This is a genomic window from Phenylobacterium sp. (assembly GCF_031412415.1).
Lineage (GTDB): Bacteria > Pseudomonadota > Alphaproteobacteria > Caulobacterales > Caulobacteraceae > Phenylobacterium.
In genome coordinates this window covers 1-19,657 of sequence record NZ_JANOCX010000386.1, presented here as the reverse complement: position 1 = coordinate 19,657, position 19,657 = coordinate 1, and the positions used below count along the sequence as shown (strand labels likewise).

Below are 19,657 nucleotides of genomic sequence, written 5' to 3'. Positions count from 1 at the left end.
AGTCGTAGGTGCCGAACGCGTTGGCCGAGTTCGTGGCGCCCCACGGCGGCTCCTTGTCGGCGACATTGCGCACGATGAAGCGGAGCTTGAGGTTGTCCAGACCGACGCCCATCCGCTCGGCGACGTTGTCGAGCTTATAGTTGAAGGCCAGATCGTGGAGGATGTAGCGCTTCACGGTCAGCGGGAGACGGGTTTCTGGGGTGAAGTCGTTGTTGAACTCCGATTCCCCGATGTAGTTCATCGTCCAGATCACCGAGAACGGATCGCGGAGATAGGCGCTTTCCAGCTTCCAGCGGAAGTCGGCGTTGCCGATCTCGTTCTTGTCATCATTCAGATCGAAGCCGAGGCCGGTGACCGAGGTCTCCTGCTTGTTCACGTGGAACATATCGAAATTGAAGTTCAGGCTGCCCGGATCGCCACCCAACCAGTCCTTCATGTCCGACAGGTCGGCGAGATTGATCTCGTAGTCGATCCCTAGCGTGAAGCCCTGGAAGTGGGTGTATCCGGCGTTGATGAAGCCGGTCTGCGGGCCGATCGAGGTGACACCGCCTCCATTGCCTTCGCCATTGGTCAGAATCTGACCCTGACGCGCGGCGGCGAGCGTCGAGTTCCCCCGCAGGAAGCGGTTGCAGGCGTCGGCCGGCGGCGTTGGCGAGTCATAGCAGACCTGCAGGATCGAGGTCAGGGTGAAGTTCGCGATCGCGTTGGTCAGGTCGATATTGACCCAGTCGAACGAGACCGCGAGACCCGGCGCGAACGACGGTTGATAGACGAAGCCCGCCGACCACTGCTCGGCGATTTCATTTTCCAGGTTCGGATTGCCCGACGTGGCCCCTTGCGCCGTCGATGCTTGGATCTGCGACGTCAGCGAGAAGTTCGCCGGCAGGCCGAGCGCTTGGAACGCCGCCTGGCAGTTCGCGCGACGGGTGGCCGGGTTGGGGCCGGTCCCGATGTTGCGGAAGTCACAGGGATCGGTGGCGGTGATGAAGCTCGTTGCGTTCGGCAGGTTGACTTCGGTGACCGCAGGAGCCCGGAATGACCGGCTTTTTTGCGCCCGGAACAGCAGTTCCTGGACGGGATACCAGCGCAAGCCGTAGCTCCACGCCTTGTCTTCACCGGCCTGGCTGTGGTCGATCTTGCGGTAGGAGCCCTCGATCTCCAGGCGGTGCAGGCCTGGGAACGAGAAGTCGCCGCCGAAGATCGGCGCCAAGCCTTCGACGTACATTTCCTTGGTGTCGAACTTGCCCTGCAGATTTGAGATGGCGGCCGAACGGCCGACACCCAGTTCCTGCGGTGCATTGGGATTAAAGTCCGACTTCTCGCGGCGATACTCGTAGCCGACGTTGAAGCTCAACGGTCCGGCGGGCAGGTCGATGAGCTCACCGCCGAAATTGCCTTCATAGACCGTCTGCAGAAGAGCGAAATCGCTCTGGAACTGCACGCCGATATAGTCCAGCGCCGCCTGGCTGGGCGCACCTAGACCGAACATGTTCAGCGGAGCGCAGCCGGCCGCACGCGCCACGGCGTCGCGGCAGACGATGGCGCCGCTGGCGTCACGCACGGCGTCGACCGCGAGCAGGAAGCGGCTCTGGACGACGTTCGGGCTGGTGAAGCTGCCCTCCGAACGGCCGAAGTTCGCCGACAAGTTCCAGTAAAAGGAGCGGTCGAGCAGATCGAAGTCGCCTTCGAGTCCGGCCACCCCACGCAGAGTCTCGCCTTCGGCTTCAGTCTTGTTGTTGCCGATATCGACCGAGGCCCGCGACAGGAAGAAGATCGCGTCGCCGGGCGAGGCGGTGTCCGCGGGCAGCGCCGTGGGTTGCGACAGAAGGGCCGCACGAGTCGCCGCCGGAAGGAACGGGTTTGCGGTCGAGAATCGCAGTGAGGCCGAGTTGCCGCCGAAGAGTGGGGCGTTGTAGATCGGCTGATTGAACGGCTCTTCCGACTTGAACGAGCTATAGAACAACTCGCCTTTCACCCGGATGTTGTCGGTGATGTCGTAGCGGGCGAAGCCGGTCAGCACATGGCGGTCGACCGGCGACTGCAGCGAGCTGAGTTCAGCCAGGTTCAGGCCGTTGCCGCCGGACGCCACGGACCCCGAGTAGAACGTGCCGGCGTTGTAGGGGATCAACGCGCCGCCTGGCCCGAACTGCGCCGACACCCGTTGGCCTGGATTGGCCGGATCGGCGATCGTGAGCAGCCCCGAAAGGGCCGAGCCGTTATTTCGGAAAGGCAGGCCGCCCGTGGTGGTTTCCGGGATACGGCGATTGAGGATGATGATCGAGCCGGGGATGGCGTCGCTCCCGCTCGTGTTCTGCGGGTTGGCGGCGAACGTGAGTTGGCGCGCCGTGACTGGGCGATCGACGAAGGCGAGCGGCGAGGTTTCGTTGTACTCGTAGCTGCCGGCCAGATTCAGGCGGCCGTCCAGAAGGTTCGTGCCGGCTGTGATCCGAGCGCGCCACGAGTCGGCGTCACCCTGCTCGGAAACACCGTACTGGCCATCGACCTCGATGCCTTCGAACTCTTGCTTGGTGATGATGTTGATGACGCCGGCGATGGCGTCCGACCCGTAGACGGCGCTGCCGCCGGCTTGGATGGTCTCGATCCGGTCGATCAGGCCCGTCGGGATGACGTTCAGATCGACCTGGCCACCGGCGTTGGCGCCGGTGAAGATGGAGGCTGGGTTGCCACCCACGAAGCGGCGGCCGTTCACCAGGGTCAGGGTCCGGTTGGAGCCCAGGTTGAAGATATTGATGAAGTTCCGACCGACGCCGAAGGAGCCTTGGTCTCCGATCGGGCTGACCGGGATGCCGGTCGACGGCAGGTCGTTGAGCGCGTCGGCGACGTTAGTAAAACCGCGTTCGTCCATCGACTGGCTAGAAATGATCTGGATCGGCTGGACCGAGGTCAGGTCAGGGCGACGGATCCGTGAGCCGGTGACGACAACCTCATCCACGTCGACGGCCGCGGCAGCTGTTTGGCTCTGAGCGAAGGCGAAGTTGGGCAGGGCCAGGCTGGCGACCGCCGCGGAACCGAGCAATGCGGTCCTGAGGACGTTGTTCATGTGAATCTTCATCTGGCCCCCCGGCCTTGGCTTGAGCATGAGGTCGTCGGATGGGAGCTCCGACGCCGCGGTTGGTTTCACCGTTCGAAGCGCCCGACGTTTCTCATCGACGCTTCAGGAAGCGCGGACGGTCGTGGATCGCGTCATTACGGAGGTGCCGAACCGTGTCACGCAGATGTTACACGAGCAACGGGAGCAAGCGGGAATGACTGGGGTTTTGCACGGTAATTGCACAAAATGTGACAAGTGCGTCGTTACAGTCACACAAAAATGACACGATCGGTCAATCCATGCCCGTGCCCTGTAACAGCGGAAGGCGAACTGCCCCGACGCCAGGAGACCCCGCGAATCCAGGCGCAGGCCCGCGTCTTGGCCAAAGCCTCTGGAAATGGAGCGGTGGGGCTAGGCCAGGGCGGCGAGAGTCGCGCCGAGTTCGTCGACGGCGTCCGGCGTGGTGGCCCAGGAGCACATGAAGCGGACCGATCCGTCCAGGAAGCGGTACACGAACCACCCGCTGGCGTGCAGTCGCGACAGGGTCGGCTCGTCCATCTCGACGAACACGGCGTTGGCCTCCACCGGATGACGAACGGGGAAGGGCATGAGGTCGGCCAATCGCCTGGCCATGGCGTTGGCGTGCGCGGCCCGCGTGACGAAGGCGCCGGTCTCCAGCATGCCGATGAACGGCGCGGCGTAGAACCGCCCCTTCGACGGAAGCTGACCCGCCTGTTTCAGCCGCGCGTCGAAGCGATGGGCGAGCTTGCGGTCGAAGACCACCACGGCCTCGGTCGGGCTCATGCCCGCCTTGGTCCCACCCAGCACCAGGATGTCGACTCCCAGCCTGGCGACATGCTTCAGGTCGAAGCCGGCGGCCGCGGCGTTGGCCAGCCGCGCGCCGTCCAGGTGGACGCCCAATCCCCTGGCCTTGGCCGGCGCGATCAGCTCCGCCAGGGCCTCGGGCGAATAGACCGTGCCGTATTCCGTGGCGTTGGTGAGCGAGAGCGCGGCCAGCGCTTGACGGTGGGCGACGTCGGGTTCGGAGAGCGGCCCCGCCAGGCCCGCCGCATCGATCCGACCCGAAGCCCCGGGGAGGCCGACCAGCCCCAGGCCTTGGCCGAAGAAGCCAGGCGCTCCGGTCTCGTCGGTGCGCACGTGGGCATGCTCATGGGCCAGAACCGACTCAAAGGGCCGGCAGAGCGCCGCCAGGGCGAGCGAGTTGGCCGCTGTTCCCGAGGCGACGAATCGCACCTCGGCGTCGGAATCGAGCAGCGCGCGGACGGCGTCAGCGGCTCGGGCGCTGACGGGATCGGATCCGTAGCCGGAGGTGAAGCCGGTGTTGGCGGCGACTAGCGCCTCCATCGCCTCGGGCGCGGCGGGGGCGGTGTTGTCGGATGCGAAGTCGTAGCGGGCCATCAGGCCAGGGTTCTAGCGGCCTTGGCGGCAAAGTTGGAATGGCTTTCGCGCTGCAACGAGAACGGGTGGAATTTCTGCTTTCTTCACAGGACTCGCGCCATCCTGTCCGTGGGAGTGCTTCATGGACGTCGCACGAGTATCGGATCTGAGTTCACGCCTTGCGGACATGGCGCGCGCGACCTCTCGCGCGATCGTCGTCTGCGACCGTGCCGGCCGGATCGAGTGGGTCAACGACGCCTTCGTTGAACTCAGCGGCTACGATTTGGACGAGGCCGTGGGGCGCTCGCCCGGTGAGCTGCTGCAATGCTCCGAGACCGATCTCCAGACCGTGGCCCTGATGTCGGCCGCCAGCGCCGCGGGCGAGGGCTATCGGGTGGAGGTCCTGAACCGCGCCAAGAGCGGCCGCACCTATTGGATCGATCTGGACGTCCGGCCCAGCTTCGACGCGCAGGGCGCGCGCGTCGGGTCGACGTCTGTGCAGACCGAGATCACCGCGGCCCATGACACGCAAACCCGGCTGAACGCCACGACCGTGGCCCTGCAGCAGGCCGGCGCCCTGGCGCGGCTCGGCGGCTGGGATGTCGACCTGAAGGACGGCGTCGTGCGCTGGAGCCCGGAGCTGGCGCGGCTGCTCGGCCGCCCGGGTCTGGTGGAAAATCACCTGACCTCGATGGAACTCTATGATGAGAGCCATCGCGATCAGGTGCTCGAGCATCTTCGGGTCGCGGTCCGGACCGGGGAGCGGATCGACTTCGAGTCTCCCGCCGCCACCGGTACGGGTGAGCGGATCTGGCTCCGCGTCATGGGCGAGCCCGAGATGGTCGACGGCAAGTGCGTGGCGATCCACGGCGCCAGCCAGGATGTGACCGCCCAGCGCGCGGCCATGGCCGAGCTGGCGGAGGCCGAGCGTTTCGGCCGCGGCGTGATCGACGGGGTCGCCGCCTTGCTGACCGTGATCGACGAGTCCGGCGCGATCATCGCGGCCAACTCCGCCTTCCGGAAACTGGGCGCCGAGATCGTCTCCAGCGACGTCTATTCCATGGGCCGCAATCTGTTCGAGGTGCTGGCGCGCCTGCCTGGCGGTCACGGGAAGGCGCTGGAGCGGGGTATCCGCCGCGTTCTTGCGGGCAAGGCCGAGAGCTTCGTACGGGCCTATTCGACCAAGCAGGACGCATGGTTCCGCATGACCGCCTCACGCTTCGCCGGCGAAGGTCCGGTGCGCTGCGTGGTGATCACCCAGTCGATCGAGGACATCAAGCGTTCGGAACGCCGGCTGAAGGTGATGAACAGCCGCCTGAAGACGGCCCGCGACGAGGCCAACGCCGCCAACGCCGCCAAGTCCGCCTTCCTGGCCACCATGAGCCACGAGATCCGAACTCCGCTCAACGGCGTGCTGGGCATGGCCCAGGCCATGGCCCGCGACGATCTGCCCGACCGCCAGCGCGACCGGCTGACTGTCATCCGCCAGGCCGGCGAGACCCTGCTGGCTCTGCTGAACGACCTGCTGGACCTGTCGCGGATCGAGGCCGGACGGCTGGAGTTGGAAGACGGGCTGATCGACATCGGCGCCATGATGCAGGGCGCCGAGGCGACGTTCACCACGCTCGCCACCGAGAAGGATGTCTCCTTCGCGCTGGAAGTGGCGCCGGATGCGGCCGGGGTCTGGCGGGGCGACCCGACCCGAGTGCGCCAGATCGTCTACAACCTGGTCTCGAACGCCGTGAAGTTCACGGCGCGCGGGGAGGTGGCGGTTTCGGTTCGGCATGACGACGGTCGGCTGGTCTTCACCGTTTCCGACAGCGGGCCGGGGATCGCCGCCGACCGCCTGGGCGCCCTGTTCCAGAAGTTCGTGCAGGAAGACGCCTCCACCACCCGGCGCTTCGGCGGTTCTGGCCTGGGGCTGGCGATCTGCCGCGAACTCACCACCCTGATGGGCGGCGAGATCACCGTGCGCTCGAAGGTCGGCGAGGGGTCGGTGTTCACCGTGCGGCTGCCGTTGACACGCAGCGCGATCGGGGCGGTTCCGGTCCCCGCGGCGGAATTCGAACCTGCGGCCGAGATCGGCGATCTGAGGGTCCTGGCCGCCGAGGACAATCCCATGAACCAGCTCGTGCTGAAGACCCTGATGGCCCAGATCGGCATTGAGGTCCGTTGCGTGGACGACGGTCAGGCCGCCGTCGCCGCCTGCGTCGCCGAGGACTGGGACGTGATACTGATGGACGTCCAGATGCCCGTCATGGACGGCCCGACCGCCACCCGTCTGATCCGCCAGCGCGAGAGGGCGCTGGGCCTGAAGCGCACGCCGATCATCGCCCTGACCGCCAACGCCATGGCCCACCATAAGACCGAATACCTGGCCGCCGGCATGGACGTCCTGGTGCCCAAGCCCCTGGAGCTGGAGCGCCTGCTGGACGCCATCCAGACCGCGCTGGACGACGCAGCCTAGACCCCACGCCCCCAGTCCCGGACGTCGGCGACGAACAGATCGGGTTCCTCCATCGCCGCGAAGTGGCCGCCGCGCGGCTGTTCGGTCCAGCGCACGATGTTGTAGGCCCGCTCGGCCCAGGCCCGGGGCGGAGCGGCGTAGAGCGGCTCGCCGGGGAAGTTGGCGAAGGCGGTGGGGGTCTCGCAGCGCTCGCCGTCCTTCAGCGCCACGCCGCCCTCCTCGAGGAAGCCGCGATAGTACCAGGCGCCGGTCGCGAAGCTGTTGGTCATCACATAGAGCATGATGTTGGTGAGCAGCGGGTCCTTGGGGTGGACCTGATCGAAGGACTTCTCGCGCAGGTCCGACCAGTCGTGGAACCGCTCGGCGATCCAGGCGGCCTGGCCCACGGGATTGCCCGCGCCCATCCAGGCCAGGGACTGGGGTTTCGAGGCCTGCAGGCGGAAATAGGCGCCCATCAGGTCCATCATCGCGCCCTGGCGTGTCATCCAGGCGATCTCGGCCTCATCCTTGGGGCCGCCAAAGGGTCGGAAGGCCATCATGTTCAGATGGATAGCGGTGACGTGATCGGCGTGATCGCGGCCGAGCCAAGACGTCACCATGGCTCCCCAGTCGCCGCCCTGAGCGAGGTAGCGGTGATAGCCCAGCACCTCGGTCATGAGGCTGTTGAACAACCGTGCGGTGGTCCTTTGGCCGATGGGTCGGGTGGGCTTGGAGGAGAAGCCGAAACCGGGCAGGGACGGGATCACGAGGTCGAAGGCGTCCTCGGCCCGGCCGCCGTGGCGTGATGGGAAGGCCAGCTTTTCAACGGCCCCCCAGAATTCGTAGTGCGAACCCGGCCAGCCATGTGTGAGGAGCAATGGGCGCTTGCCGCCGGCCTCTCCGACCACATGCAGGAAGTGGAGGTCGTAGTCCTCGACCCTGGCGGTGAACTGCGGATAGCGATTGAGATCCGCCACGGCGGCCCGCCAATCGTAGTGGTCGGTCCAGTGGGCGCAGAGATCCTTCAGATAGGCGCCGTCGCAGCCATAGGCCCAGCCGTCCGGGATCTCGGGTATCGGCGGCCAGGGATAGGCGCGAACCTGATCCAGCACAGCCTGCACCTCGGCCTCGCCCCAACAGACCTCGAACGGCGCGATCTTGCTCATGGTGTCCCCCGATTTTGCCGGGCAGTTGGGCGTCCTGCCGTTGGGGCCGTCAAGCGCCTGGGCGCAGACCCTTGGCCAGGGCGCCGTTCATATGTCGGTGCAGGCCGCGCGCGGTCCCCGCCGGCAGCTTGCCCGCCAGCTCCAGCCCGACCGCGCCGTGGGCGGCGGCCCAGAACATGCGGCCGATCTCCTCCGGGTCGCCGGCCAGGATGCCCTCGGCGATCAGGTCCCTAACATAGGAGGTCTGGGTCGCCCGCGCGCGCAGGGCGGCGGCCACGAGGTCGGGATAGTTCTCCTCGTGCGGCTGGTTCAGGTCGAACATGGCCTTGTAGGCCTGAGGATGGGCGAAGGCGAAGGTCACATATGCCTCGCCCACCGCCGCGCCCTTGGCCCGCACGCCCTTCGCCGAGGCGTAGGCGCCCTCCAGGGCGTCGGCGAAACGGTTGAACCCATTGGTCCGAACCGCCGCCAGGATGTCTTCCTTGTCGGTGAAATAGCGGTAGGGCGTCATGGGGCTGACCCCCAGCTCGGCGGCGAGCTGGCGCATGGTCACGGCGTCCGGGCCCTTCTCGGCGAACAGCTTCTCAGCCACCTCGCAGAGGCGTTCGCGGAAGTCGGCGACATCGGACTCGGACAGGACGCGGGGCATTTTTGACTCGGGCAAAGAAATCGCTTGCCCAGGCCTAGCTCTTACGTAATAAATTTACAACGTAAAAAGCCGGCACGGAGCGCGACACGATGGCTGCCTGGGACATCCTGGTCGATCGGAAGGACCTTCGCCGCATCGAAGTGCGCCCGGCGCCCGATCCCGCGCCATTGGGCGAGGGGGAAGCACGACTCGAGGTCGAGCGGTTCGCGCTGACCGCCAACAACATCACCTATGGAATCATCGGCGACAGCTTCGGCTACTGGAAATTCTTCCCGGCGGCGGAAGGCCTGGGGCGCATCCCGGTCTGGGGTTTCGCCAAGGTGGTGGAGTCGAACGCCGCAGAGGTTCCGGTCGGCCTGCGACTGTTCGGATATCTGCCGATGTCCACCCACTTCGTCGCCCGGCTGACCAAGGGGCGGCACGGCTATGTCGACGCCGCGGCCCACCGCGCCGAACTGCCCCCGACCTACAACGCCTACGCCGAGGCTCCGGCCGACGCAGTGGACGATCACCGCGCCCTGCTGCGCCCGCTGTTCATGACCTCCTGGCTGCTGGACGACTTCCTGTCGGAGGACGCCGGCATGACCTCGCTGGTGCTCTCCAGCGGGTCCAGCAAGACCGCGATGGGGCTGGCCAGCCTGACGCGGAAGCGCGGCGTGGAGGTGATCGGCCTGACCTCGCCCGGCAACGCCGGCAAGCTCGCGGCGTTCGGCCTCTACGATCGCGTGGCGACCTACGACGAATTGGCGGGCCTGACGACCAGGGGCCAGGCCGTCTATGTGGACTTCGCGGGCAATCCGCAGGTGACCCGGGCCGTCCATGAGGCCCTGGGCGCGCACCTTACCCGCAGCCTCATCGTCGGCGTCACCCATTGGCAGGACGGTGGCGAGGCCGGCGACTTGCCGGGCCCCACGCCGACCCTGTTCTTCGCACCCGACCAGATCCGCAAACGGTCCGCCGAGTGGGGCCCCGCGGAGCTGGAAGCCCGGTTCGACAAGGCGCTGCGCGCGTTCGTCACCGAGGCTGACTGGCTCAGCCTCGCCCATCATACCGGCCCCGACGCCCTGATGGCGACCTATGCCGAGATCCTCGAAGGCCGCGCGCGGCCCGACGAGGGTCATATCATCCGACCGGCCTGAAGCCGGCGAACAGCGGGAGACGCACCATGGACGGCGACGTTCGCATCAATCCCTACCTGTCGGGCAATTTCGCGCCCCTTCGCAGCGAGGACGATTTCGACCTGGAGGTGGTGGGTGAAATTCCGGCCGGCCTCATGGGCACGCTGTACCGCATAGGACCCAACCCGCAGTTCGAGCCGCGGGGCGACTATCACTGGTTCAGCGGCGACGGGATGGTCCACGCCTTCCACGTCGAGGACAACAAGGTCAGCTACCGCAACCGCTATGTCCGCACGACCAAGTGGGATCTGGAAAACAGCCACGGCCGCGCGCTGTTCGGCTCGTTCGGTAACCCCATGACCACCGATCCGATCGCCATGGGGCATGAGGGCGGCGTCGCCAACACCAACATCGTCCACCACGCCGGGCGGCTGCTGGCTCTGGAAGAGGGCCACAGCCCCTTCGAACTGGCCGAGCGGACCCTCGATCCGATGGGCTACGCCCGCGAGTATCAGGGCAAGGTCACGGCTCACCCGAAGATCGACGCCAAGACCGGCGAGATGACCTGGTTCGGCTATGGGGTCGGGGCGATGCCGCTCTCGGCGGGGATGAGCTACGGGGTCACCGACGCCTCGGGCAAGGTGATCCGGCGCGACGACTTCCAGGCTCCGTTCGCCGCCATGGTCCACGATTTCATGGTCACCGAGAACTACGTCCTCTTCCCGATCCTGCCGCTCACGGCCAGCCTGGAGCGCGCCATGAGCGGGCGGCCCGCCTTCGCCTGGGAACCCGAGAAGGGCGGCCGGGTCGGGGTCATGCGCCGCGACGGCGACGTCGCCTCGATGCGCTGGTTCAATGTCGAGGCCTGCTACGTCTTCCACCCGATGAACGCCTGGGAGGCGGACGGAAAGCTCCATGCCGACGTCATGCGCTACGACAGCGCGCCGCTGTTCCCCATGGCGGACGGATCGATGGGTCAGAGGAGCGCCGCGCGCCTGGTGCGCTGGACCTTCGACCTTTCCAACGCCAGCGACGCCATCAAGGAAGAGGCCCTGGACGACCTGGACGGGGAATTCCCCCGCTTCGACGAGCGCCTGTCGGGCCTGGCCTATCGTCACGGCTGGTACGCCGCCGACCCAACCAACGCCAAGACCATCAAGCAGACCGCCATCGCCCATCTGGATCTCAAGACGGGCAAGCGGCAGGTCTATGAGCTGAACGGCGGCGACATGACCTCCGAGCCGGTCTTCACCCCGCGCACCGCCGACGCTGAAGAAGGCGACGGCTGGGTGACCGCCGTGGTCTGGCGGGCGGCCGAGAACCGCAGCGACTTCGTGGTCTTCGAGGCCCTGGACATCGCCAAGGGTCCGATCGCGGTCGCCAAACTGCCTCGCCGCGTACCCTTCGGCTTCCACGGCAACTGGGTGGCGGACTAGACCTCCGCCGCGCGAAGCGTTCGTGACCCGTACGCCTCGCCCCATTCCCACATGGCCTCCAGCAGCGGCCCAAGCGTCAGCCCCCGGGGGCTGAAGGCGTAGTCGACGTGCGGCGGCACCTGTTCATGGACCGTGCGGACGATCACGCCGTCGGCCTCCAGGGCGCGCAGCTGCAGGGTCAGCATCCGCTGAGTGATGTGCGGCAACAGGCGGCGCAGCTCGTTGAACCGGCGCGGGCCGTCCTTGAGCTGCAGCAGGATCACCGGCTTCCACTTGCCGCCGATCACATCGACCGTGGCCGCCACCGGGCACCAGGGGATGTCAGTCATGTCGATCTCCGTCACTTGCCGCGCTTCAGGTATAAAAATTGTGCGTACTTACGGCAATAGAACTATCCCAGTACGACCTCCGCGACAGAGTTCGACAGGAGGTTCGAGATGTTCGCAGTCATGGGCGCCACGGGTCAGACCGGGAGCGCCGTCGTCGCCGAGCTGCGGCGGCGGGGGGCTCAGGTTCGGGCGCTGACCCGCGATCCGGCGGGGGCTTCGCGCCTGAACGTCGCTGGGGTGGACGTGGCCTGCGCCGACCCCGCCGACCCCAGCGCCTTGACGGCGGCGTTCGAGGGCATGGCGGGGGCGTATGTGATGATACCGCCGCACCTCCAGTCCGCCGACGTGCTGGCGGAGGGCCTGGCGACCTCGGAAGCCATCGCCCAGGCTGTTCGCCGATCCGGCCTCAAGCATGTGGTCGCGTTGTCCTCGGGCGGCGCGCACCTGGCGCGCGGCACGGGCGTGATCCGCACCATGCACGACATGGAGGCCGCGCTACGCCGCACCTCGGCGTCGGTGACCTTCCTGCGCGCCAGCGACTTCATGGAGAACTGGGCCTTCGCCGCGCCGATCGCCATCGAGCATGGTGTGGTTCCCAGCGGCCGCACGCCTTTGGATGGCCCTATGGAGACGGTCTCGACGCTGGACATCGGGCGCGTCGCGGCCGAGTGCCTCTTGGACTTCCGGGACGGGGAGCGGGTCGTCAACCTGCTCGGCCCCCGCGAATATTCGCCCCGGGAGGTGGCCGAGGCCTACGGCCGGGCGCTGGGCAAGCTGGTGGAGGTGGCGCCCCTGCCGCGCGCGGCGCTGGTCCCGACCTACATGGAGGCCGGCCTTGGCGAGGACTACGCCCGTGGGCTTGCGGAGGTCTATGACGGCCTGAACGCCGGTCTGATCGGTTTCGAGCCCGGCGTCGGCGAAACCCGGCGCGGTTCGGTGACGCTGGACGAGGCGATCGCGCGCATCCTGGCCTGACTGCGGCTTGTGCCGGGCGCCCTGGGACCCGATGTTGGGCCACGATTTGCGAGGGCCCGCATGAAGGCGATTTGGTATGACAGGACGGGTCCCGCCCGTGAGGTCCTTCAGTACGGCGACCTGCCGACTCCGACCGCGGGGCAGGGCCAGGCGCTGATCCGCATCAAGGCCTCGGGGATCAATCCCTCCGACGTGGGCATGCGGGCCGGCGGCGCCGGACCCATGGCCTATCCCCGCATCACGCCCAACAGCGATGGCGCCGGGATCGTCGAGGCGGTCGGTCCCGGCGTGTCTGCCCGCTGGCTGGGAAAGCGGGTGTGGTTCTACAACGGCCAGCGCAACGGCCGAGCTTTCGGTACGGCTGCGGAATACATCGAACTGGACGTCGACCTGCTGAGCGAACTGCCGGACCAGATCTCGTTCGCCCAGGGCGCCACCCTGGGCATCCCCTGCATGACAGCGCATCGCAGCCTGTTCCTGGCGGGCCCGATCCAGGGGCGCACCGTGTTGGTGACCGGCGGGGCGGGCGCGGTGGGCCACTACGCCGTCCAACTGGCCAAGTGGGCCGGAGCCACGGTGATCGCCACGGTCAGTTCGGCTGAGAAGGCCGAGCGCGCCCGGGCGGGCGGCGCCAACCACGTCGTCGACTACCGCACCGAGGACGTCGCGGCCCGGGTGCGGGAGCTGACCGGTGGGGAGGGCGTCCACCACGTGGTCGATGTGGACTTCGGAGGAAATCTGGCCGCCACCCTGGCCTGCGTGCGGCTCAACGGCTCGATCGCCTACTACGCCACGCGCGGCGGCGCGACGCCTGCGGTGCCGGCCGGGGCGCTGATGCGGCTGAACCTCGGCGTCCACGGCGTCCTGCTACCCACCTCGCCGCACGAGGCGCGTAGGCGGGCCCAGGCCGACATCACCCGCTGGATTGGAACGGGCGAACGCACCCTGTCGGTGGCCGGTCGCTTCCCCTTGTTGGAATGCGCCGCGGCCCATGAACTGGTCGAGGCCGGCGGCAAGGTCGGCACCTGCGTGGTCGAACCGTGACCACGCCGCAGGACGCTATCCGCGCCCGACGCAAGCTGACCAACAAACTGATCGCCGCCCACGACGCTGGACGCCTGCGGCCCTTCCTGGCGCCGGACATGAAGCTCATCTCCGGCGAGGGCGGTCTGTTGATCGGGGCCGAGGCCGTGCTCGCGGCCTTCGCCAGCCAGTTCAAGGATCCCAGCTTCGTCACCTATTTGAGGACGACGGGCGACGTGACCCTGGATGTAGAAGGCGTCCGCGCCGCTGAGACCGGGGTCTGGGCGGCCACGTGGAAGGACGCGGCCTCGTCCGGAACCTATCTGGCGGTCTGGAAGAAGTCCGTCGGCCAGTGGGTTCTGGAGAGCGAGACCTACGTCACCCTGGCCTAGCGCGGGGCCGGGACGCCGGCCAGGACGTAGGTCTGCAGGCTCACCGGAGTGGTCGGGGCCAGCAGGACCTGCGCCAGGAGCCGTCCCTTCTCGCACTCGTAGCTGATCGCGCCCGACATCGTCGTCTCGGCGACGATGGTCGGCCTGGACGCGCAAGCGCCGAGCTGGGCCTTCAACCGGGTCAGGTCGGCGTTGCGATGCGCCGCGTCGCTGTCCAGCAGGAAGTTCATGGCCAGGCCGTCGCCAGCGGCCATGACGTCGCCGGCCGCGTAGATTTTCGCCATGATCTTGGCCGCCGTCTCCAGCCGCTCCCCGCCGTGCGCGGGCCGCGCCGGGAAGGCGCCGGACTTCACCAGCAGCACGGCGGCGTCGCGAACGGACGGCGAGACGCCGGCATAGGTGCGGTTGGCGAGGGCGAAGACGCCCACACCGCGCTCGGGCAGGAACAGGACATTGGAACCATAGCCGGGCAGGCCGCCGGAGTGGGTGAAATGCGGGCCGAGGACGCAGTCGGCAAGGACGATCATCCCCATGCCATACGTCCGCGCCCGGTCGCAGCCGGCCGGCTCGGCGCGGGTGACCACGACAGGAAAGTTGGAGCCCTGGACGATCTCGCGCACGGAGCTGCGGTTCAGGATGGCGTCCTCCGGACCGTCGCGCGGCGGCCAGGCGGCCAACACCCAGGCGATATACTTGGCGTAGTCGTTGGCGCTGACCGCCAGCCCGCCCATGGCGCCGAACACGCCGGGGCCGAGGGCCGGCTCCTCCCGCCAGGTCTCGTCCTCCCAGCGATAGCCGATGGCGCGATGCTCCGCGGGGATTTTCCCCACGTCAAAGGTCGAGGCGCTCATGCCTAGCGGCCGCAGGATGCGGCTCTCGATATAGGCGTCGTAGGGCTGGCGGGCGCGGTTGGTGACGATGCGTCCCAGCAGGGCGTATCCGAAGTTGGAGTACTCCATGGCCATGGCCGGTGACCGGGAGAACGGTACGCCGGCCTTCAGGAAGCGTGAGAAGTCCGCCTCGCTCATGTCGAGCTGCCGGTCGCCCCACGGGTCGTCGGTGACGAAACCGCCGGTGTGGTTCAGCAGATCGCGGACCCGGATGCTTGGGCTGTCGGTGGTAGGGTAGGTCAGACCCTTGAGCTCCGGGATCAGGCTTTCGGCAGAGGCGTCAAGCGACAGCTTGCCCTCATCCCGCAACTTCAGGATCGCGAGCGCGGTGAAGTTCTTCGACATGCTGGCGATGCGGAACACACTGTCGGCGGTCACCGGGCGGCTTGCCTCGGTGTCCTGCACCCCGATGGATTTCACATAGGCCAGCTTGCCGTCGACCACGACGCCATAGACCAGGCCTGGAACATGCCGTTCGGCGGCGAACGTCTCGAAGATGGGATCGAGCTGGGCGAAGGCCGCGGCGCGGTCCTGGGTGGGCTGGGCCTGGGCCGGCGCGGCCAGCAGGGCCGCCATGATGAAACTCGCCAGCAGCGCCCGCATATCCGTCCCTTTCGCCCGAAGCTGGGAGCCTAGCCGAGGGCGGCGGGCGGGGTAAGGGAGGGGCGATGGTTCAGCGCCTCGCGGTCGAACCCCGCCACCTTCTTGTACGCGCCAGCGGTGGCTTCCAGCTCGGCGCGGCTGAGCACATCATGGACGTCGGCGAAGCCGTCCGGCGCCCGCTCCTGCGCCAGTTGCATCACCTGCTCCGGGCCGTTGCCGCGATTGGCCAGGACGATCGCGGTGGTCGGCGGCCGGCGCGCGGCCTCGTAGGCCGCGAGGGCTTGGACCGTATCGCCCCGTGTCGCCAGCTCATAGGCCAGGGTCCGCGCGTCCAGCACGGCCTGCGATGCGCCGTTGGAGCCGATGGGATACATTGGGTGCGCCGCGTCTCCCAGCAGGGTCACGCGACCGAAGGTCCAGCGGCCGATCGGATCGCGGTCGACCAGGGGATACTCGAAGATCCGCTCCGCCCCGGCGATGACGCCCGGTACGTTCAACCAGCCAAAGTCCCAGCTCTCGAAGCGAGGCAGGAAGTCGGCGAGGACGCCCGGCCGGTTCCAGTCCTCGCGCCGCCACTCCACGGTGTCGGGAAAGCGCAGCTCGGCGATCCAGTTGATCAGCGAGGCTCCGCGCGCCGCCACGGCCGGGTCGATGGGATAGGCCACGAACTTCATGTCCTGGTGCCCGGCCATGATCATGGTCGCCCCGCCCAGGAACGGCGCGTCCTGCGTCACCCCGCGCCAGAGCACCCGGCGGTTCCAGATCGGCGGACCTTCGTCCGGATAGAACTGGGCGCGTAGGGCCGAATGGATGCCGTCGGCGGCGACCACGACATCGCCCCGCGCCGTCTCGCCGCCGAATAAGGTGACAACCCCTGAGTCCGGATCGACGCCGACCGCCGGGTGGCCTGCCCGGACGGCGTCGGCGCCCAGGCGGCGCTTCACCGCCTCGAACAGCATCATCTGCAGGCGGCCGCGATGGATGGAGTACTGGGGCCAGTCATAGCCGGCATGGCGTCCGCGTGGCTCGCGCCAGATCTCCTGGCCGTGACGATTGGCGTAGACCAGGGCGTGGGTCTCGATCCCCAGCTCGGCCAACTCGTCGCCCAGCCCCAGCTCGGTCAGTTCGCGCACCGCATGGGGCAAGAGGTTGATCCCGACGCCCAGGGGGCGGAGCTCGGCCACGGCCTCATGAACCTCAGTGGCGATCCCCGCGGCGTGCAGGCTGAGCGCCAAGCTGAGGCCGCCGATCCCGGCGCCGACGATGATCACCTTCATGCCCGCCAGCATCGCCGCCGGCGGCGGCTTGGCAAGGCCTAGCCGAACAGCTTGCCGAGAAGGCCGCGTTTGGCGGGGCGGGGCGGGGTGTCGCCCGACAGGTCGGGCACGCCCAGTTTCCGCGAGACCAGAACCTCGATGTACTCGGCCTGGATGCCGCGTGAGGCGTCGTCGATGGTGAAGATCGTGGTCGAGAGGCCGCTGGCGCGGTCCCAGTAGGCGGCGATGTCGTAGCCCCAATCGACGGTGACCAGGGAGCCGTTCGGGTCCATCGGATTGCCGTGGAAGACCGGCTCCAGCAGATGCTCGACGCTGCCGTCGGGCTTTCGCCGGGCGCGGCGGGCCGAGGGCCTTTCCTTGTTCACGATGGGCACGGTGCAGATGTGCAGACCGCCGGGCTTCAGGGTTCGCGCGATCTCGGCCAGGGCGCGGTCGGGGGCGAAGACGTGCTCCATCACGTCCTGGGTGACCACGAGGTCGAAGCTCTCGTCGGCGAAGGTCTGGGCCTCAAGGTCCTCGGAGCGCCAGCCGCCGGTCTTGTGGGTCGACCCCCATGGGATCGAGGGATCGTACTGGCTGGCGAGGTAGCCGCGCGCCTGGTCGGCCAGCCGGCGGCTGGCGGCGGTGCCGGGCGAGCTCTCGTGGATCTTCAGCTTACGCCAGTCGGGACGAAGCTGGGTCAGCACCGAGAACAGCGCCCGCTCACGCGGCTGGGCGTTGCAGTTCAGGCAGAGGTAGTGGTCGCGCAGCCATTCGTCCTTGGCCGCGAAGGTCGAGGCCTGCTCGCAGACCGGGCAGAAACCGTCGACCTTCAGGACGTAGCCGTCCTTGTCGGCCATCTAGATCAGCGCGCCGTGGCAGTGCTTGAATTTCTTGCCCGAGCCGCAGGGGCAACCCTGGTTACGGCCGGTCTGCTCCCAGCCGTCCGGCAGGGAGGACATGGGCAGGGCCTGGCGCTGTTCGGCCGACAGGCCGTCGGGCAGGGCGCCCATCTGGGCCGCGTTCTCGCCGGTCAGCGGATCCAGGTGAACCTCGGTCAGGCCGGTGAGCGGCGAGGGGTCGGGCTCGGCGAACTGGAACTCCACCGTCATCAGCCAGCGGGTGACGTTCTGGCGCAGGTCGACCAGCAGCTTCTCGAACAGCGAGAAGGCCTCGGTCTTGTACTCGTTCAGCGGATCGCGCTGGCCATAGCCGCGCAGGCCGATGACGTTGCGCAGGTGGTCGAGGTGCATCAGGTGCTCGCGCCACTGCAGATCGATCATCTGCAGCAGGAAGCTCTTCTCGATGATGCGCATCTGGTCGGGCGTGATCATCTGCTCGCGCTCGGCGGCGCGGGCGTCGGAGGCCTGGGTCAGGCGTTCCTGGATCTCCTCGTTGGCGATACCGTCCTCGGCCGCCCAGGCGGCGATCGGCAGCTCCAGGCCCAGCAGCTCGCGCACCCGCTCTTCCAAGCCGGCCACGTCCCACTGTTCGGCATAGGCCTTGGGCGGCAGGTGGCGGGCGACCAGGTCCTCGATGGTATCCTGGCGCATCTCGCCGATGATCTCGGAAAGATCGACGGCGGTCATGAACTCGGCGCGCTGTTCGAACACCGCCTTGCGCTGGTCGTTCACGACGTCGTCGTACTTGAGCAGGTTCTTGCGGATCTCGTAGTTGCGCTGCTCGACGCGCTTTTGGGCGGTGGCGATGGCTCCGTTCAGCCACTTGTGGGTGATCGCCTCGCCTTCCTGGACGCCGAAGGTGCGCATGATCCCGTCCAGTCGTTCGCCGGCGAAGATCCGTAACAGGTCGTCCTCGCAGGAGAGGAAGAACTTCGAATGGCCCGGGTCGCCCTGACGGCCGGTCCGACCACGCAGCTGGTTGTCGATCCGGCGGCTTTCGTGTCGCTCGGTGCCCAGGACGAACAGGCCGCCGGCCGCCAGAGCCTGCTCCTTGAGGTCCTTGATCTCGGCTTCGATCTCGCTCTTGCGGGCCTTGGCGGCTTCCGGTGTCACCTCGATGCCGAGGCCACGCTGCTCTTCCTGCCACTTCAGGACGCGCATATCGATGTTGCCGCCCAACTGGATGTCGGTCCCGCGGCCGGCCATGTTGGTGGCGATGGTCACCGCGCCCGGGATGCCGGCGTCGGCCACGATCAGGGCTTCCTGTTCGTGATATCGGGCGTTCAGCACGTTGTGCGGCACGCCCTTGATGGTCTTGCCGTCCTTCTGGAACGTATGGGACTTCAGCAGCTCGGAAAGCTGTTCGGACTTCTCGATGGAGACGGTGCCGACCAGGATCGGCTGACCACGCAGGTGGCATTCCTCGATCTGCTTGAGGATGGCGTCGTTCTTCTCGCGCGCGGTGCGATAGACTTCGTCGTCGTCGTCCTTCCGCGCCACCGGGCGGTTGGTCGGGATTTCCATGACGTCCATCTTGTAGATGTCGCCGAATTCCTGAGCCTCGGTGGAGGCCGTGCCCGTCATCCCCGACAGTTTCCCGTAGAGGCGGAAGTAATTCTGGATCGTCACCGAGGCCAGGGTCTGGTTCTCGGGCTGGATATTGGCGCCTTCCTTGGCCTCGATGGCCTGGTGCAGGCCTTCGGACAGGCGACGGCCCTGCATCATGCGGCCGGTGAACTCGTCGATCAGGATCACTTCGCCCGCGCGGACGATATAGTCCTTCTCCCGCGTGTAGAGAATGTTGGCGCGCAGGGCCTGGTTGACGTGGTGCACCACCGAGACGTTGGCGGCGTCGTAAAGCCCCGTGGACTCGGCCTCCAGATGGCCGCCGGCCATCAGGATTTCCTCGATCTTCTCGGCGCCGTCCTCGGTCAGGATCACCTGGCGTTGCTTTTCGTCGAAGTCGTAGGTGGTGGTGTCGAGGATCATCTCCTTCACCACCAGGTCGATGGTGCGGTAGAC

The 19,657-nt window shown here is 67.4% G+C and carries 15 protein-coding genes; 6 read left to right on the top strand and 9 right to left on the bottom strand.

Annotated elements, in window-relative coordinates; all coding sequences use genetic code 11:
* Positions 1-3,061 (bottom strand): TonB-dependent receptor domain-containing protein (locus RMO04_RS18315; RefSeq protein ID WP_309646205.1); only part of this gene is annotated, 3,061 nt, incomplete at its 3' end.
* Positions 3,062-3,463: 402 nt separating this feature from the next.
* Complete coding sequence (locus RMO04_RS18310) at positions 3,464-4,471, bottom strand: beta-eliminating lyase-related protein (RefSeq protein ID WP_309646204.1); 1,008 nt, start codon at positions 4,469-4,471, stop codon at positions 3,464-3,466.
* Between the two features lie 121 nt (positions 4,472-4,592).
* Between RMO04_RS18310 and RMO04_RS18305 the strand changes: the two genes are divergently transcribed.
* Complete coding sequence (locus RMO04_RS18305) at positions 4,593-6,917, top strand: ATP-binding protein (RefSeq protein ID WP_309646203.1); 2,325 nt, start codon at positions 4,593-4,595, stop codon at positions 6,915-6,917.
* Here RMO04_RS18305 and RMO04_RS18300 read toward each other — a convergent pair.
* Positions 6,914-8,062, bottom strand: a complete 1,149-nt coding sequence (locus RMO04_RS18300) for an epoxide hydrolase (protein ID WP_309646202.1) — start codon at positions 8,060-8,062, stop codon at positions 6,914-6,916. The two genes, RMO04_RS18305 and RMO04_RS18300, sit on opposite strands and share 4 nt — an antisense overlap.
* Before the next feature lie 49 nt (positions 8,063-8,111).
* Positions 8,112-8,711, bottom strand: a complete 600-nt coding sequence (locus RMO04_RS18295; RefSeq protein WP_309646201.1) for a TetR/AcrR family transcriptional regulator — start codon at positions 8,709-8,711, stop codon at positions 8,112-8,114.
* A gap of 89 nt (positions 8,712-8,800) precedes the next feature.
* Between RMO04_RS18295 and RMO04_RS18290 the strand changes: the two genes are divergently transcribed.
* Positions 8,801-9,850 (top strand): DUF2855 family protein, encoded by a 1,050-nt coding sequence (locus tag RMO04_RS18290; RefSeq protein ID WP_309646200.1) that lies wholly within the window; start codon positions 8,801-8,803, stop codon positions 9,848-9,850.
* Positions 9,851-9,876: 26 nt separating this feature from the next.
* Positions 9,877-11,265 (top strand): carotenoid oxygenase family protein, encoded by a 1,389-nt coding sequence (locus tag RMO04_RS18285; protein ID WP_309646199.1) that lies wholly within the window; start codon positions 9,877-9,879, stop codon positions 11,263-11,265.
* Here RMO04_RS18285 and RMO04_RS18280 read toward each other — a convergent pair.
* Positions 11,262-11,594 carry a helix-turn-helix domain-containing protein gene (locus tag RMO04_RS18280; RefSeq protein WP_309646198.1) on the bottom strand — a complete coding sequence of 111 codons (333 nt, stop codon included), beginning with the start codon at positions 11,592-11,594 and terminating at the stop codon, positions 11,262-11,264. The genes RMO04_RS18285 and RMO04_RS18280 overlap by 4 nt on opposite strands.
* A gap of 108 nt (positions 11,595-11,702) precedes the next feature.
* Here RMO04_RS18280 and RMO04_RS18275 point away from each other — a divergent pair, with 108 nt between their 5' ends.
* The 3 genes from RMO04_RS18275 to RMO04_RS18265 are packed head-to-tail and all read left to right on the top strand — an operon-like array spanning position 11,703 to position 13,984.
* Positions 11,703-12,569 (top strand): NmrA family NAD(P)-binding protein, encoded by an 867-nt coding sequence (locus RMO04_RS18275; protein WP_309646197.1) that lies wholly within the window; start codon positions 11,703-11,705, stop codon positions 12,567-12,569.
* A 60-nt stretch (positions 12,570-12,629) separates the two neighbouring features.
* Positions 12,630-13,613, top strand: a complete 984-nt coding sequence (locus RMO04_RS18270) for an NADPH:quinone reductase (protein WP_309646196.1) — start codon at positions 12,630-12,632, stop codon at positions 13,611-13,613.
* Positions 13,610-13,984 carry a nuclear transport factor 2 family protein gene (locus RMO04_RS18265; protein WP_309646195.1) on the top strand — a complete coding sequence of 125 codons (375 nt, stop codon included), beginning with the start codon at positions 13,610-13,612 and terminating at the stop codon, positions 13,982-13,984. Before RMO04_RS18270 ends, RMO04_RS18265 begins: the two co-directional genes overlap by 4 nt.
* Here the strand turns inward: RMO04_RS18265 and RMO04_RS18260 are convergent.
* From RMO04_RS18260 to secA, 4 genes are all read right to left on the bottom strand, one after another.
* Positions 13,981-15,477, bottom strand: coding sequence for a serine hydrolase domain-containing protein (locus RMO04_RS18260; protein ID WP_309646194.1), 1,497 nt, complete (start codon positions 15,475-15,477; stop codon positions 13,981-13,983). The genes RMO04_RS18265 and RMO04_RS18260 overlap by 4 nt on opposite strands.
* A 29-nt stretch (positions 15,478-15,506) precedes the next feature.
* Positions 15,507-16,754, bottom strand: coding sequence for a flavin-dependent oxidoreductase (locus tag RMO04_RS18255; RefSeq protein WP_309646193.1), 1,248 nt, complete (start codon positions 16,752-16,754; stop codon positions 15,507-15,509).
* Positions 16,755-16,792: 38 nt separating this feature from the next.
* Positions 16,793-17,593: a class I SAM-dependent methyltransferase gene (locus RMO04_RS18250; RefSeq protein WP_309646192.1), complete on the bottom strand. Its 801-nt coding sequence runs from the start codon at positions 17,591-17,593 to the stop codon at positions 16,793-16,795.
* On the bottom strand, positions 17,594-19,657 hold a 2,064-nt coding region (gene secA, locus RMO04_RS18245; protein ID WP_309646191.1), incomplete at its 5' end, for a preprotein translocase subunit SecA.

Excerpts from the sequence above, each read along its gene's own strand:
- RMO04_RS18310 (WP_309646204.1), bottom strand. The coding sequence starts at position 4,471 with ATGGCCCGCTACGACTTCGCATCCGACAACACCGCCCCCGCCGCGCCC.
- RMO04_RS18305 (WP_309646203.1), top strand. The coding sequence starts at position 4,593 with ATGGACGTCGCACGAGTATCGGATCTGAGTTCACGCCTTGCGGACATG.
- RMO04_RS18300 (WP_309646202.1), bottom strand. The coding sequence starts at position 8,062 with ATGAGCAAGATCGCGCCGTTCGAGGTCTGTTGGGGCGAGGCCGAGGTG.
- RMO04_RS18295 (WP_309646201.1), bottom strand. The coding sequence starts at position 8,711 with ATGCCCCGCGTCCTGTCCGAGTCCGATGTCGCCGACTTCCGCGAACGC.
- RMO04_RS18290 (WP_309646200.1), top strand. The coding sequence starts at position 8,801 with ATGGCTGCCTGGGACATCCTGGTCGATCGGAAGGACCTTCGCCGCATC.
- RMO04_RS18285 (WP_309646199.1), top strand. The coding sequence starts at position 9,877 with ATGGACGGCGACGTTCGCATCAATCCCTACCTGTCGGGCAATTTCGCG.
- RMO04_RS18280 (WP_309646198.1), bottom strand. The coding sequence starts at position 11,594 with ATGACTGACATCCCCTGGTGCCCGGTGGCGGCCACGGTCGATGTGATC.
- RMO04_RS18275 (WP_309646197.1), top strand. The coding sequence starts at position 11,703 with ATGTTCGCAGTCATGGGCGCCACGGGTCAGACCGGGAGCGCCGTCGTC.
- RMO04_RS18270 (WP_309646196.1), top strand. The coding sequence starts at position 12,630 with ATGAAGGCGATTTGGTATGACAGGACGGGTCCCGCCCGTGAGGTCCTT.
- RMO04_RS18260 (WP_309646194.1), bottom strand. The coding sequence starts at position 15,477 with ATGCGGGCGCTGCTGGCGAGTTTCATCATGGCGGCCCTGCTGGCCGCG.
- RMO04_RS18255 (WP_309646193.1), bottom strand. The coding sequence starts at position 16,754 with ATGAAGGTGATCATCGTCGGCGCCGGGATCGGCGGCCTCAGCTTGGCG.
- RMO04_RS18250 (WP_309646192.1), bottom strand. The coding sequence starts at position 17,593 with ATGGCCGACAAGGACGGCTACGTCCTGAAGGTCGACGGTTTCTGCCCG.